This window comes from Candidatus Defluviilinea proxima (assembly GCA_016721115.1).
Classification (GTDB): domain Bacteria; phylum Chloroflexota; class Anaerolineae; order Anaerolineales; family Villigracilaceae; genus Defluviilinea; species Defluviilinea proxima.
The window spans coordinates 156,312-170,435 of record JADKIW010000001.1 but is presented as its reverse complement, the minus strand read 5'-3'; the positions used below and the strand labels follow the sequence as shown (position 1 = coordinate 170,435).

The window sequence follows — 14,124 nt, the reverse complement described above, 5'->3', positions numbered from 1 at the left end:
CGCAAGCGCCACGGCTTGCATTATGTTACATTACCGTTCTCTTGATGAAATCTTTCTGCCCGGCGCGTGGCTGACCGTTGGCGTTTTTGATGGTGTCCATCGCGGACATCAACAGATCATCAATACACTTGTGGCAGGCGCTCATGCAAATGAGTTGCCTGCCGTTGTTTTAACTTTCGATCCGCATCCTGCGAAAGTTTTTGGACGCGGCGACATGAAATTGCTCACTTTACCTGGTGAGCGCGCCAGATTGCTTGGCGAGTATGGCGTGGACGTGGTGGTCACACATCCATTCAATAGGGGAGTGGCGAATACCACTGCTTACGATTTCATGAAATACATTAAGGATCGCATGGGGATACAGCACCTTGTACTAGGATACGATTCAACCCTCGGCAAGGATCGCGAAGGCAATGCGGCACGTTTGACAGAGATCGGCTTGGAACTGGGATACACTGTCGAAACGGTATCAGCCCTCGGCGATGGAAGAAGCGTGATCTCGTCCACAGGGATTCGCAAGTTGGTGGTAGATGGCGAAGTGGAAGATGCCGCCCGTTCGATGGGTCATCCGTATGTGTTGCAGGGCATGGTAGCGAATGGTGATCATCGCGGGCGTACGATCGGATTCCCGACTGCGAATTTGGAGTATGCACGTGAGAAGGTCATTCCCAAAGGCGGTATTTATGCATGCTGGGCGTATGTGGATGGCGAAAAGCATAAAGCCGCGGTCAACATCGGAACGAACCCGACATTCACACCCGACAAGCAAACTTTAAGCGTGGAAGCCTACCTGCTCGATTTCGACCGCGATATTTACGGTGACATGTTGCGCCTCGAATTCATTGCGAGTTTGCGCGATGAGTTGAAATACGACTCGGTGGATGCGCTAATAAAACAGATCCACGTGGATGTGCAACAAACTCGCGAAATTCTGGGAACGGCATAAGCCGTTCCTTTTTTATTTCCACAGGGTTGTATTGAATATCGTATGGTAGGGGTAACCTTGCCGCGTAACTCAGGACATGAATTGGCTAAAGGAGTTTGACATGCCACAAAATGGACTTCATGCGATTATTGGTATCTCTTCCCGTAAATGGATGCCCAAAAAAGAATGGTTGTTCCTCGGTGTGCTGTTGGGGAACATATTCCCGGATCTGGATAACTTTGTAGTGGCGTATGCCACACTTGCCAAATTACCGGAACCTGAACATTTCCATCGCTCCTTTACGCACAGCATTTTCACGATCATTGCGATGGTGACCTTGTTTTATATCATTGCGGCGATTACAAAGAATGAGAAGTGGCAGAACTTTGGCATCGGCTTTGGTGTAGGTATTCTCATGCACATCCTTGTTGATTTGTTCTTGTGGTTCGGTGGTGTTGAATTGCTTTGGCCGATCAAATTCGAACTAAATCTTTGGAGTTGGTTCGTTACTCCCATTTGGTTGAAGATATTTCTGGATACGGGCGAGTTCCTTGCATTTGGTCTGTATTTTCTTGTGTTGGGTTCGCTTGCTTTGCGATATGGGACGGACGCGAATCGTCAGAGTCAACTCAAGATGTGGGCGTATATCGAGTTCGGTTTGTTTGTGTTGTTCGCCGCATTATTCTTCATCATAAGTACAAAGGGGTTGCATTATCAAATTTATGCTGGGTTGTATTTGCTTTCGTTGATCGTCTCAGTTGCGATTACGATACAGATGAGACAAACAGTCGAAACACTATAAAGTTCGGGCGACCTATGGGTCGCCCTTTTTGTTGATAGGCAATGCCCGTGACGGGTATAATCTGCCAGATTTTATACATACTGCCGAGGAGCCTCCCCATGCCCGAACGTGAAATTTATCTGCTTTCCCCCCGTGCGCTCAGCCCCGAAACCATCGCCGTTGCCTTTGCCAAAACCTCGCGTTCGCCTGAGTCTTTTCGCGATATTGCCGCCGAGTTGAGCGATGAGTCTTCTGCAAAATTTCACGAGAAGTGGGTGGTGGGGTACGGTCATGCGTCAGTGGCGGAGCATGCAGTTTTACATATCGCGTTCGAGAATGTTTCGCGCATTGCCATCGAAAGCATCGAGTCGAATCGACTTGCTTCCTACACCGAGAAATCCACGCGCTATCAAAGATGGGGATCAGATGACTTCACAACTCCACCCGAACTGATCGGGCATCCGCTCCATGCTGAATACGTGGAGACGGTCCGCCTCCTTTTCAAAGCCTATGCTGATTTATTGACCCCTGTGCAGACTCTCATCTTTGAGCGTTTCCCGCGCCGCGAAAATGAAAGTGACGAAGCATGGGACCGCCGCATCCGTTCCAAATACGTGGACGTGTGCCGCTTTCTCCTTCCCGCCGCCGCACTGGCCAACGTGGGCATGACGGCCAATGCGCGCGTCATCGAGAACACCATCCGCAAGATGCTTTCGCATGAGTTGGCAGAAGTCCGCGAGATCGGCGAAAAGGTAAAGGAAGTTTCCAAAGCTGAAACGCCTACGCTCGTGAAGTATGCGGATGTAGTTCCGTATCTTACCGAAACAATCACCGACCTCGAAAATCGTAAATCGTCAATCGAAAATCGTAAATCGAATGAATGGTGCTCTCTCATTGACTACGACAAGAACGGCGAAAACAAAGTCCTTGCCGCGGCGCTGTATCGTTTTGGTGAAATGGCGTACGGTGACGCTTTATCTTATATCGAATCGTTGAATGAAGAGACGAAAGCCAGCCTTGCCGAATCTTTATTGGGCAGAATGAGTAAATACGATGTCCCGCTCCGTGAATTGGAATACTGCACCTACACCTTCGATCTCGTCATGGACCAGGGCGCGTATGCCGAGTTCAAACGTCACCGCATGATGAGCCAGACGCCGCAGAGACTGACAACAAGGCTCGGGTATGCGACTCCGCTTCTCGTAACGGAAGCAGGCTTTGGGTCCCAGTATGAAGCGGCGATGGATGCGGCCGCGAAACTCTACGAGAAACTGCATGACTTCAATCCAGCCGTGGCCCAGTATGTTGTCCCCAATGGATTTAATCGCCGTGTGCTGGCGCAGTTCAATTTGCGTGAAGCATTCGCGTTCTGTCAGTTGCGTTCTGCGGCCAATGCGCATTTCTCGATACGGCGCGTGGCGCAAAAGATGTACGAAGAGATGGCGAAAGTGCATCCGCTGATGACGAAGTATATGAAATTACATGAGGAAACATGGCAGGGGATTGAAGAAGGTTACTTCACGAAGGCATGAAATAAAACTCCGAGTTCTTCAAGAACTCGGAGTTTTTGTTTAAACTAACTTACTCACTACAGCCAACAAGATACCACCTGCGATGACCGAACCTAGTTGACCTGCGGTATTCGCGCCCATGGCGTGCATGAGGATAAAGTTGTTCGGGTCTTCGTCGTTCGCCATTTTTGCGGCGATGCGACCCGCCATCGGGAAAGCGGAAATGCCCGCCGCACCGATGAGCGGATTGACTTTGTAGCCGCTGGCAATGCACATCAACTTTCCGAATAGCAAGCCTGCAACCGTATCAAGCGCAAAAGCGATCAGGCCCAGCAACATGATCTTGCCTGTATCGAAGTTGAGAAAGTCGCTTGCTGTCATGGTTGCGCCGATGGCGAGACCTAGAAATAAAGTTGAGATATTAATGATCTCGTTCTCTGCGGCTTTGCTCAAGCGAGCAACCACACCGGATACTTTCAGTAAATTGCCAAGCATAAGCATGGAGATAAGCGGCGTCGCTTCGGGGACGAGTAAACCAACTACAAGCGTCAACACGATCGGGAATAAAACGAGCGTCTTTTGAGAGATGGGCTTGGGTGTGTACTCCATCCGCACAAGACGTTCTCTTTTTGTGGTGAGTAATTTCATCAGCGGCGGTTGAATGATGGGGATGAGACTCATATATGAGTAGGCCGCGACAGCAATGGGAGCAAGCAATTCAGGCGCGAGTTTCGTCGCAACGAAGATCGAAGTGGGGCCGTCAATCGCGCCGATCACGCCGATGGAAGCGGCTTGATTGAGTGGAAAGCCCAATGCGATTGCCAACATCAATGTGCCGAAGATTCCAAATTGTCCTGCCGCACCGAGCAGAACCATGCGCGGCTGTGAAAGCAACGGGCTGAAATCGATCATCGCACCAACACCGACGAAGATCAGCAGTGGAAACAATTCTGTTTTGATGCCCGCGTTGTACAGAACACCCGTCATGCCTTCGGCGGCGGTCATACCTGCCAATGGAATATTCGCAAGCAAACATCCGAATCCAATAGGGAGCAACAACACAGGTTCGATCTCTTTGAACACCGCGAGATAGATCAAGATCAACGCGGCAAGGATCATCACCGCATTGCCCCACGTGAAGTGCAACAACCCTTTGAGTAGTTCTGGTAATAGCGATGATAGATCCATGTGTATCCTGTTTATGCCTCGAATTTCACCAGCATTTGTTTGTGAGCCACCGTTTGCATCGTGTTCACGCACACCTCAGTGATCTTTCCTGCGCGCGTCGAACGGATGCTGTTCTTCATCTTCATCGCTTCAATGATGACGATGACCTGTCCCGCTTCGATCACATCGCCGGGCTTGACGAAGACTTCGATCACAGTGCCGGGCAGGGGAGCGGTCAACTCATTGGGATTGAGACTGGCTACGGGTTTCCGCAAATCAAAAGAGTGGACTTCCAGCGGCTCTTTCTTAACTTTTGCCTGATTCTCGCTCCCAATCGGATTGGTGTCTGGGATCACTTCAAAGCGTTGACCGTCCACATACGCGATGACGGGTCGAGCGTTGATATCTTCGATCTCGACCACATGAGATTTGTTTTTGATCGTTACGTTGTATTTCATGGTTGCTCCGAGACTTCCGAAGTCTTCAAGACTTTGGAAGTCTGTTCCCCTTTTGAGTCATTTGTCTTGTCCGCATTCCCAACTGCCAAGCGGAAACAATGGCTGTGGGCGGCTCTTTGAGTGGATGTGCCGAGGATAACTGTTGTTCTGCAATTGCCATTGTCACACCGATCGCGGCGGCTTGAGCGAGGACATCGTCTTTCGAAACAGAATCAGGTTCGGCTGAGTCAGAGGCGGGTTCTTTATCCGTAGTAATGGCTGTGAGCAGTGTCATCATTAACCACAAGATCACAATGGCAAAGAAGACAAGTCCCATGCCGAAGGCTGTAATTTGAAGTGCAAGATGAAGGCCGCTCATACAGGAATATTCCCATGCTTTCTTGGAGGTGCAGGTGCGTACTTATCGCGCAGAGCTGATAACGCCGCGATGATCTTCGGACGTGACTCGCGCGGCTCGATGATGTCGTCCACGTAGCCGGTGGATGCCGCGTAATAGGGGTTGTTGAATTTCTCGCGATACTCGTTCGCAAGCTTTTTGCGTTCGGCATTTGGGTCTGGCGCTGAGTCGATCTGCTTCTTGAACAAAATGTTTGCGGCGCCTTCTGCACCCAACACGGCGATTTCCGCGCTAGGCCACGCATACGTGACATCGGTGCCGAGATACTTGCTGGACATAACCACATACGCACCACCATACGCCTTGCGTGTGATGATACAAATCTTCGGGACAGTGGCCTCGGAATACGCATATAAAAGCTTTGCGCCGTGACGGATAATGCCACTATGTTCCTGTGCGATGCCCGGCAGGAAACCCGGTGAGTCAACAAACGTCACAAGTGGGATGTTGAAACAATCGCACATGCGCACGAAGCGAGTCATTTTGTCGGCGGCATCAATGTCAATGACGCCTGCGAGGATGGCAGGTTCCTGCCCTACAATGCCCACACTGTGACCACCAATGCGCGCCAGTCCCACGATGGCGTTACGTGCCCAGTCGGGTTGAATTTCAAGGAACGTGCCTTTATCAATGATGCGCTCGATGACTTGATGCATGATGTAAGGCTCGCTTGGGTCAAGCGGCACAACGCTATTCAACGACTCGTCCATGCGAAGCGGATCATCAGTCGGTGTGACGAACGGTGGGTTCTCTACATTATTCGAAGGCAAATAGGAAAGGAAATGCCTTGCCATATCGAGCGCATCTTTTTCAGATGTCACCGAAAGATGTGCCACGCCACTGATGGACATATGCACGCTTGCACCGCCCAGTGATTCTGAATCGATCACTTCGCCTGTCACGGCTTTGATCACTTCAGGTCCCGTTAGGAACATGAACGATTGTTTCTCCACCATGATGACGAGATCAGTCAGAGCAGGGGAGTAGGCCGCGCCACCCGCGCAGGGCCCCAACATTACGCTGATTTGTGGCACCACGCCGGAGTATTGTGCGTTGCGACGAAATATCTCTGCATAACCGCCCATTGAACGCACGCCTTCTTGAATGCGCGCACCACCGGAATCGATCAATGCAATGAACGGGACGCCGTTGCGTACGGCCAGATCCAGCACGCGGCAGATCTTGCGCGATTGCATCTCGCTTAACGTGCCGCCATAAATTGTGAAGTCTTGTGAATATAGGTATACCGTCCGCCCATTGATCTGTCCGTAGCCTGTGATCACCCCATCACCGTAAAACTTTTCCTTCAACAAACCCATCTCATCGCCCTGATGCACGATGAAAGGTTCGATCTCATTGAACGTGTTCGGGTCAAGCAATAATTCAACCCGCTCACGCGCGGTCAACTTGCCTTTTGCTTTTTGTTTTTTGATCCGTTCTTCACCGCCGCCTTCCAGAGCCTTTGCGCGGATCTTGCGGAGTTCGAGAATCCTAGGGTCTTCATTGGACATACGTCACCTCACCTTCAGTATAGTTTTCAGAGGTGACGTAAGCCAGTGATGGAAAGCATGTGGAATGGGGATAATCCGCATCTCCCTTAACTGACAGTTGATACCGATTAATTGACTTTTGTCTCCCCGTAGCGTTTTCCCCGTTAATGATCTGACCATAGACCGTAGACCATTGACCGTCAAAAACGGTCCATCGTCTACGGTCTATGGTCGAACTACTTGATCAACACAATCTCTCTTTGTGGTTCAGTGAAGTATTCTGCCCCGTTTTCCGTGATTACTACATCTTCTTCCAGACCGAGGTACCCATAATTCGGTACAGCCAGACCGGGTTCAATGGTAAAGACCTGACCCACTTCCAGCTTTTGATTGGGAGAATCTCCATACTTTTCCCACAGTGGCCCAAGCAATGCTCCACCATCGTGAGCTACACGTCCGAGTTGGTGGCCGAGGCGTAGGGATAATCAGGATAACCAGAGTCGGTCACGATCTCGCGTGAGATCACGTCGATGGAGTTACCCGTCACGCCTGCGTTCATCGCTTCACGTGATTTTTCGATGGCTGTGCGGATCGTTATAAATCCACGTTGGACGTCTACTGGCGCTCCCGTTTCACCTTCACGCAAGACATATGCCACACGTTGAACGTCGGAACAATACTCTTCGTACCTCACGCCAAAGTCAAAGTGGATCACATGTCCGCGCTCGACTTTGATGTCTGTCGGGCCGTTATGTCCGACGGGGGAGTTGGGTCCGCTGTTGACGGCGGGACAACTATCGGCAGGCCAGGCGAGTCCAACACCGTATTCGTTTGCAAGCTTATGCATGTAGGCGCCGATCTCAAGCTCGGTCATACCTACTTTGATGAAGTCGAATGTCTTTTGATAGATCTCGTCTGTGATCTCGATAGCGCGTTTGACGCGAGCTTGTTCGGCGGGAGTCTTTCGTCCGCGCAGGGAGTTGATGATGGGCTCGGCGCTGACGAGACGATCTACATAGGGAGTATCTTTCAAATGCTCGCGCAGGATTTCGTACATGGCGTGAGTCAAACCGTCAGCGTGGACGTTGTTCCTCGAGGTGTTGACAGCTATTCGGTCGGGGTTGAGGCGCGTGATCGTGTCGCGTAAGAGTTTGCTGACGGCAGTGTCGTACCCAAGGATCTCGGTGAAGACATCCAATCTCTGGATGGCATCTTTTTCGAGATTGCCGATGATTGCGAGCTTGTCACCGTTGCGTGTGAAGATGAGCGCAGACGGCCAGGTGAGATCGTTGGGGCCGATCAGAAAATCGAGAACGGGGTCGCGTACGCCGCTTGTTTCGCGCACGAACGTGAGCCACATGTCAATTTCCTGTTCCTTGAGAATGGCAATGGCTTGATTTACTTTTTCTTGAACGAGAGTCATGGTTTATACCTGTTCTGTTTGTGGAAGATCTGTAACTTGAGGTTGCGGCTCTTTGATTATGAGTACCAATATCCCCAGCATGATGATGGAAAGGACCGTTGATGTCGCAAAGGTTATCTTGAAACCTTGTGTATCTGCGATCCATCCGCCGATGATGGGAGCGATCATTGTGGCGGGCGCGGTGAGTGTTTGCGCAAGGCCAATATAAAATGGACGTTCCTTTTCACCGCTGAATGTGGTTGCCATTGTCATGCCGTTCGTCCAGATGGATACGTTCGCAAAACCTGAAAGGATGAAGATGGGGAAGAACCATGAGAGCGAAGGCGCATACCATGCAAGGAAGGAACTCAACGCCGCTGCAACCGCGCCGAGGATCAACATGGAACGATGTCCGAACTTGTCGCCGAGCCAGCCCATGCCTGCGTTAGCGACCGTTTGTGCGATGGTGACGGAAGCAGTGAGAAAACCCGCAGTGACTTCATCCATGTCAAAGCGGCGCAGGGCATAGACGATATAGAACGCAAAGCCCATCGTGGCAAATTGCGAAAGCGTGCGCGCGATCAGGAACCAATTGAAATTGGTATCACGTTTGATGATTCTGCTGGCACCTTGCCAGAAAGGTGTAGGATGTTCATCAATGACTTTCTCGTTGTCAGTTGGTTCGCGTGTGAATGCGAGGGCGCCCCATGAGAGACCAAAGAACACAGCCGCGATAAAGAAACAGATCGCAAAGTTGATGGGTGAGTCATACCAATTGAGAAGATAGCCCGCGCCAATGGCCGCGCCACTGATGAACAGATTGGCTACGGCGGCTTGTGTGCCAAAGAACGTGCCGCGATATTCAGAGGGGATGATCTTCGAGATCATGCTTGTCCAGGCGTTGGCGGTGAATCCGCCTCCGAGTCCCTGCCAGGTGAGGAGCAGGAAGGTGAGGATCAAGCCAGCTTGCAAACCGATCTTGGGAAGTAGAAGTGCCACGATGGCAAACCCTAAAAATGGAATGCGTTCATTAATGGTGTTCAACAAGACTGTGCGTTTATATCGACGCAATCGTGATGTGTGGCTTGCTGTGAATAGCTGTGGCAGGAGCCATCCCGCTGAATGGATAGCAGGGACAAGACCGATCAGTGTCGCTGAATCAGTCATCGAGGCGACGAAGAGCGGCAAGATTGTCCCGAAGGACGCGAAGCCGAGGGCGATGCCGAACATACCGGCGTCTATGAATCCCGCAGTGACATTAAAACGTAAATGTTTGCGTCCGAATTGTTCAACTTTTGAGAGTGGGAGCATGGGGAGATTTTACTCTACCGTTTCATTTTCGCACTGCATTTTCTAAGGTGGTTGAACAGTTTTTTCCTCTTGACAGCTAATCGTATTTGTGTAAAATAAATACGAACGTTCGTTCATTTCTTGGAGACAAAAAATGCCAAAAGAGAAAGTTAAAAAGGGAGAAGTTACACGTCTGGCGATTGAAGATGCCGCCCTGGAGCTTTACATGACCCAGGGATACCACGCCACATCCATGCGGCAAATCGCTGACAAGGCTGACTTGGCCTTGGGTGGGATCTATAACCATTTCAAGAGCAAGGAAGAGATATTCGAAGCCATCATTATTGACAAACATCCCTATAGAAGGATTCTGCCGATCGTTCTTGAGACCCAAACTGATGATCTTGAAGTGTTTTTGGAACATGCCATGCAGGTTGCTCTCAAAGAGTTAAGTAGAGAACCTTACTACATGAAATTAATGTTGATCGAGATGGTTGAGTTCGAAGGTAAACATGGCGCTTCGCTACTCAAAATGATCGCCCCTGAAATTTTGCCCGTGTTTCAGCGGTTGGTCAAATCAAGGAAAGACTTGCGTATTGCCAACCCGGCGATGTTGATGCGTTCCTTTTTTGGCCTGATCCTTTCTTATTTTCTTACTGGCATGTTGATGTCTGGTTCGATACTCGATAAATTGATGCCTAAAAACCCTGCCGATGCTTATATTGATATTTTCTTGCATGGCATTCTCAAGGAGTCTGTATGAGTTCACGTTTAATGTCCATTATTCGAAAAGAGTTTATCCAAATCTTTCGTGACCCGCGCACGCTGATCCTGATCATCCTCATGCCGATCATGCAGTTGTTCCTGCTTGGGTATGCGGCGACCACGGATGTGAAGAACATCTCCATCGCGGTTTGGGACCAGAGTCAGTCTACTCAATCCCGCGCGTTGTTGGATGCCTTCCGTGCCGCGAATTATTTCAGTATTGATTATGCCGTGTATTCGGCAGATGAATACAAGAACTTGATCGAGTCGGGCAATATCCGCGCCGCACTCATCATCCCGCCAGATTACGAACAACGCCTCATCGAAGGCAAAGCACAGGTTTCGCTTGTCTTGGATGGCTCTGATGCAACTGTTGGCGGGACTGCACTCTCCACAGCAAAATTGATCGGGCAATCCTATGCCACAAAAGTGTTGACCGAACAAGCCGCACTGACAGGTAGACCATCCTCCTTCAACCCACCTCTCGAGGTGCGCACGCAGGTTTGGTACAACCCCGATCTCATTCAGGCTTACTTCAACGTCCCGGGCGTGATCGGCATGATCTTGTATTTCATAACCGCCTTGTTGACCGCCTCTTCCATCGTACGTGAACGCGAACGTGGCACTATTGAGCAATTGATCGTAACCCCCATCCGTTCATGGGAATTGGTCTTGGGCAAACTTTTGCCCTACACCATCCTTGCATTCATCGACACGCTTGAGATCCTGATCATTGGTCATTGGTGGTTCAAGGTTCCCATCCGTGGCGACATTGGTCTTGTCTTTGCGCTTTCAGGATTGTTCATCATTTCAAGCCTCGGCATTGGTTTGTTCGCATCCACCGTCGCCAATACCCAACAAGAAGCCTTTATCACAGTCATGGTCACCATGTTACCGACCATCTTCCTCTCTGGCTTTTTCTTCCCTATCGAAGCCATGCCCGAGTTCCTTCAGTGGGTGTCAGCGATCATTCCGCTTCGATACTTCCTTGTGATCATTCGCGCCTTATTGCTCAAGGGCGTTGGCGCGGCGGCATTGCAAAATGAGATCATCGCATTGGTGATCTTTGCAATCGTCATCATGGGAGCGGCCTCTGCGCGCTTCCGCAAACGTTTGGATTAAATTCTCTTATAGGAGTTAACGATGAAAAACAATTTCCCCCCTCTTCCCGTTCGTATTGTTGTCTTATTGCTTGTGCTTTCAGCAATTGGGTATTACGGGTATCGTTCGCTGAACCCGGTAAATAATGGACAACTCAGCGCTTCCGGTACCATTGAATCGGTTGTTGTAAACGTCTCACCGGAGATGGCTGGCAAAGTGACAGAAGTCCTTGCCACCGAAGGACAGCCCGTTACAACGGGTGCCCCGCTTCTTCATCTGGACGATAATCTGCTTCAGTCCGAAAAACAGACTGCCCAATCCGCGCTGGATTCTGCTAACGCCGCCGTTCAAACCGCTGAGGTCGCATTGGAATCTGCCCAACTGCAATATGACCTGACCCTCTCCAACGCTCTCGCGCAGGAAAAGGACACACGCCTCACGATTTGGAAGGACTCGAAGCCAACGCAATTCGATCAACCCGTTTGGTATTTTTCCAAGGAAGAACGTATCAAGGCCGCTCAGGCTGAAGTAGATGTGAAGAAAGCCGCCCTTGATACTGCCATGAAAAAATTGGATGAGACCAACCAACGGGCGGGTAGTTCCGATTTCCTTGCCATTGAAACGAAGCTTATCCAAATGCGCATTGCGTTCCAAAACGCGCAGGATGTATTTGACTCCACCAATGGAGCCTCGGACAGCCAGGATTTGCGTGATGCCGCACAGATCACTCTCGATGAAGCAGAGATAGACCTTGAAGACGCGCAAAAAGATTACGACGATGCTCTCACAACCGATGGCGCGACAGATGTTCTGACTGCTCGTGCAGATGCCATTGTTGCGCAAGAAGCCTATGACCTCGCTGTGGACAATCTGCGTGCCCTGCAAACAGGCGCGGACTCTCCTCAAGTACAAGCCGCCGCCAAAGCCGTGGAGCAGGCAACTGCCGCACTTGCACAGGCAAAGACCAATGTCGCTTCTGCACAATCGAGGTTGAATACTGTTGAGACACAATTGACCAAGCTTGCCGTCAACGCTCCGATGGATGGTGTCATCCTCGCCCGCAATGCGGAGCCCGGTGAATTCGTTCAGCCTGGTGCCGTTGCCTTCACAATGGCAAACCTCAACGAGTTGACCATCACCGTCTATGTTCCTGAAGACCAATACGGCAACATCTCGCTCGGACAGAAGGCCACTGTAACTGTTGACTCTTTCGCAGGCGAAACCTTCGATGCTGAAGTTGTTCACATGGCAGATCAGGCTGAATTCACCCCGCGCAATGTCCAAACCGTGGAAGGACGCAGTTCAACCGTCTACGCCATCAAATTAAAAGTAACGGACTTGGAAGGCAAACTCAAGATCGGCATGCCCGCAGATGTGGTGTTCAAATAACGTACACACGTTAAAACGTTTACACGTTTGGAACGTTGTCATGAAGGAGACTTATGCCTACGATCTCGCGATTTGAAGATATTGAAGCTTGGAAGACTTCGAGAGAATTAACTCGGATGGTGTATGCGCTCACAGAGCAAGGTCAATTTGCGAAGGATTTTGGATTAAGAAACCAAATCCAACGGGCATCTGTTTCAGTTATGAGTAATATTGCCGAAGGTTTTGAGAGCCGTACACAAGCGCAATTTCTTGAATATTTAGGACGTTCAAAAGCTTCTGCAGGTGAAGTTCGTTGTCAGTTGTACATTGCTCTGGACTTGAAATACTTGGATCAAGATCAATTCAACAAAGTGTTCGATCTAGCTGATAAATCTTCCCGTCAGATTGCTCGTTTTATGGATTATCTCGAGACGCATCCTCAAGCACGACGTGTCCGTGAAGAAGGTTCAGAATATGAGTTTAAATAACGTTTCAACGTTTGAACGTTCCAACGTTCCAACACTGTTGGTGAATGCGACCAACCTCAAAAAATCCTTCGGCAGTACCCATGCCGTGGACGGTGTCTCCCTCGAGATCGCCGCAGGCGAGATCTATGGACTCGTCGGTGCCGATGGGGCAGGGAAGACGACTACCATGCGTCTGCTCGTCGGTGCCCTCAAAGCGGATTCGGGTCAGGTGAATATCTGCGGATATGACATCGAAAAACAAACCGAAAATGCACGTTCTCAGTTTGGGTACCTATCGCAAAGATTCTCGATGTATGAAGACTTAACGGTTTTGGAGAATATCCGTTTCTTCGCCGAGGTGCGTGGACTCAAACCTGATGAGTGGCTTCCGCGTTCATTGGAGATTCTGGAATTTGTCGGGCTTGATAAGTTCAAAGATCGTCGCGCAGGTCAGCTCTCTGGTGGTATGAAACAAAAGCTGGGTCTTGCCTCTGCGCTTGTCACACGCCCGAAGGTGTTGCTCCTCGATGAACCTACCACGGGTGTAGACCCTGTGACCCGTCAGGATTTTTGGCAATTGGTGATTCGCCTTTCTACACAAGGCGAAGGCGTCAGTGTCATCATCTCCACGCCATACATGGACGAAGCCTCACGTTGTCATCGTGTGGGTTTCATGAAGGAAGGAAAGATCATCGCGGAAGATACGCCGTCCAATTTGCGCTCCTTATTGAACGATCGCATCCTTGCGTTGCGCGGCTCACCGATCAATGTCCTTCGTCATGCGGCGCACAAGGATGTGGATGTGGAAGATGTTCAAGCGTTCGGAGATCGATTGCATATCCGTGTCAGCGAAGGAAAGGCTCAAGATGTTTTGAGCAGGCTGAAGGTCCAGATTGGAAGCGAGGGAGGTCGCGTGGATGAACTCCGTATCGTGCCGCCTGTCCTTGAAGATGTTTTCATCGCGTTGTCCGATCATGAATATGAACATAAAGGAGCTTGAGT

General features: G+C 50.3%; 15 protein-coding genes. 8 read left to right on the top strand and 7 right to left on the bottom strand.

Annotated features, from left to right (window positions below; translation table 11 throughout):
- The first annotated feature begins 22 nt into the window (after nt 1-22).
- The 3 genes from IPP66_00835 to IPP66_00825 all read left to right on the top strand — a co-directional run bounded on the left by IPP66_00835 (nt 23) and on the right by IPP66_00825 (nt 3,238).
- On the top strand, nt 23-946 hold the full coding sequence (locus tag IPP66_00835) for a bifunctional riboflavin kinase/FAD synthetase (protein ID MBK9923810.1): 924 nt from the start codon (nt 23-25) through the stop codon (nt 944-946).
- 100 nt (nt 947-1,046) lie between these two features.
- A complete protein-coding gene (locus IPP66_00830; GenBank protein MBK9923809.1) occupies nt 1,047-1,727 on the top strand; it encodes a metal-dependent hydrolase in 681 nt (226 codons plus the stop codon).
- 98 nt (nt 1,728-1,825) lie between these two features.
- Nucleotides 1,826-3,238, top strand: coding sequence for an FAD-dependent thymidylate synthase (locus IPP66_00825; GenBank protein ID MBK9923808.1), 1,413 nt, complete (start codon nt 1,826-1,828; stop codon nt 3,236-3,238).
- A gap of 39 nt (nt 3,239-3,277) precedes the next feature.
- On the opposite strand, the gene IPP66_00820 is transcribed toward IPP66_00825, so the two are convergent.
- From IPP66_00820 to IPP66_00790, 7 genes are all read right to left on the bottom strand, one after another.
- Nucleotides 3,278-4,405 (bottom strand): sodium ion-translocating decarboxylase subunit beta, encoded by a 1,128-nt coding sequence (locus tag IPP66_00820; GenBank protein MBK9923807.1) that lies wholly within the window; start codon nt 4,403-4,405, stop codon nt 3,278-3,280.
- 11 nt (nt 4,406-4,416) lie between these two features.
- Nucleotides 4,417-4,842, bottom strand: coding sequence for a biotin/lipoyl-binding protein (locus IPP66_00815; GenBank protein MBK9923806.1), 426 nt, complete (start codon nt 4,840-4,842; stop codon nt 4,417-4,419).
- Between the two features lie 25 nt (nt 4,843-4,867).
- Nucleotides 4,868-5,200, bottom strand: coding sequence for an OadG family protein (locus tag IPP66_00810; protein MBK9923805.1), 333 nt, complete (start codon nt 5,198-5,200; stop codon nt 4,868-4,870).
- Nucleotides 5,197-6,750, bottom strand: a complete 1,554-nt coding sequence (locus tag IPP66_00805; GenBank protein ID MBK9923804.1) for an acyl-CoA carboxylase subunit beta — start codon at nt 6,748-6,750, stop codon at nt 5,197-5,199. Before IPP66_00805 ends, IPP66_00810 begins: the two co-directional genes overlap by 4 nt.
- 215 nt (nt 6,751-6,965) lie before the next feature.
- Complete coding sequence (locus IPP66_00800; GenBank protein MBK9923803.1) at nt 6,966-7,160, bottom strand: M24 family metallopeptidase; 195 nt, start codon at nt 7,158-7,160, stop codon at nt 6,966-6,968.
- A gap of 17 nt (nt 7,161-7,177) precedes the next feature.
- Entirely contained in the window at nt 7,178-8,152 is a 975-nt protein-coding gene (locus tag IPP66_00795) for an aminopeptidase P family protein (GenBank protein ID MBK9923802.1), read from the bottom strand.
- Nucleotides 8,153-8,155: 3 nt separating this feature from the next.
- The gene (locus tag IPP66_00790; GenBank protein ID MBK9923801.1) at nt 8,156-9,442 is read right to left on the bottom strand and encodes an MFS transporter; all 1,287 of its coding nucleotides are present in this window, start codon (nt 9,440-9,442) and stop codon (nt 8,156-8,158) included.
- Between the two features lie 133 nt (nt 9,443-9,575).
- Here IPP66_00790 and IPP66_00785 point away from each other — a divergent pair, with 133 nt between their 5' ends.
- The 5 genes from IPP66_00785 to IPP66_00765 are packed head-to-tail and all read left to right on the top strand — an operon-like array spanning nt 9,576 to nt 14,122.
- The gene (locus IPP66_00785; protein ID MBK9923800.1) at nt 9,576-10,184 is read left to right on the top strand and encodes a TetR/AcrR family transcriptional regulator; all 609 of its coding nucleotides are present in this window, start codon (nt 9,576-9,578) and stop codon (nt 10,182-10,184) included.
- Nucleotides 10,181-11,308 (top strand): ABC transporter permease, encoded by a 1,128-nt coding sequence (locus tag IPP66_00780; protein MBK9923799.1) that lies wholly within the window; start codon nt 10,181-10,183, stop codon nt 11,306-11,308. Before IPP66_00785 ends, IPP66_00780 begins: the two co-directional genes overlap by 4 nt.
- A 21-nt stretch (nt 11,309-11,329) precedes the next feature.
- Nucleotides 11,330-12,676: an efflux RND transporter periplasmic adaptor subunit gene (locus IPP66_00775; protein ID MBK9923798.1), complete on the top strand. Its 1,347-nt coding sequence runs from the start codon at nt 11,330-11,332 to the stop codon at nt 12,674-12,676.
- Nucleotides 12,677-12,729: 53 nt separating this feature from the next.
- Entirely contained in the window at nt 12,730-13,143 is a 414-nt protein-coding gene (locus IPP66_00770) for a four helix bundle protein (protein ID MBK9923797.1), read from the top strand.
- Complete coding sequence (locus IPP66_00765) at nt 13,130-14,122, top strand: ABC transporter ATP-binding protein (protein ID MBK9923796.1); 993 nt, start codon at nt 13,130-13,132, stop codon at nt 14,120-14,122. Before IPP66_00770 ends, IPP66_00765 begins: the two co-directional genes overlap by 14 nt.
- Nucleotides 14,123-14,124 lie beyond the last annotated feature (2 nt).

Bases quoted from the DNA above. Each gene is read 5' to 3' on its own strand.
- IPP66_00835 (MBK9923810.1), top strand. From the start codon at position 23: ATGTTACATTACCGTTCTCTTGATGAAATCTTTCTGCCCGGCGCGTGG.
- IPP66_00830 (MBK9923809.1), top strand. From the start codon at position 1,047: ATGCCACAAAATGGACTTCATGCGATTATTGGTATCTCTTCCCGTAAA.
- IPP66_00825 (MBK9923808.1), top strand. From the start codon at position 1,826: ATGCCCGAACGTGAAATTTATCTGCTTTCCCCCCGTGCGCTCAGCCCC.
- IPP66_00820 (MBK9923807.1), bottom strand. From the start codon at position 4,405: ATGGATCTATCATCGCTATTACCAGAACTACTCAAAGGGTTGTTGCAC.
- IPP66_00815 (MBK9923806.1), bottom strand. From the start codon at position 4,842: ATGAAATACAACGTAACGATCAAAAACAAATCTCATGTGGTCGAGATC.
- IPP66_00810 (MBK9923805.1), bottom strand. From the start codon at position 5,200: ATGAGCGGCCTTCATCTTGCACTTCAAATTACAGCCTTCGGCATGGGA.
- IPP66_00805 (MBK9923804.1), bottom strand. From the start codon at position 6,750: ATGTCCAATGAAGACCCTAGGATTCTCGAACTCCGCAAGATCCGCGCA.
- IPP66_00795 (MBK9923802.1), bottom strand. From the start codon at position 8,152: ATGACTCTCGTTCAAGAAAAAGTAAATCAAGCCATTGCCATTCTCAAG.
- IPP66_00790 (MBK9923801.1), bottom strand. From the start codon at position 9,442: ATGCTCCCACTCTCAAAAGTTGAACAATTCGGACGCAAACATTTACGT.
- IPP66_00785 (MBK9923800.1), top strand. From the start codon at position 9,576: ATGCCAAAAGAGAAAGTTAAAAAGGGAGAAGTTACACGTCTGGCGATT.
- IPP66_00780 (MBK9923799.1), top strand. From the start codon at position 10,181: ATGAGTTCACGTTTAATGTCCATTATTCGAAAAGAGTTTATCCAAATC.
- IPP66_00775 (MBK9923798.1), top strand. From the start codon at position 11,330: ATGAAAAACAATTTCCCCCCTCTTCCCGTTCGTATTGTTGTCTTATTG.
- IPP66_00770 (MBK9923797.1), top strand. From the start codon at position 12,730: ATGCCTACGATCTCGCGATTTGAAGATATTGAAGCTTGGAAGACTTCG.
- IPP66_00765 (MBK9923796.1), top strand. From the start codon at position 13,130: ATGAGTTTAAATAACGTTTCAACGTTTGAACGTTCCAACGTTCCAACA.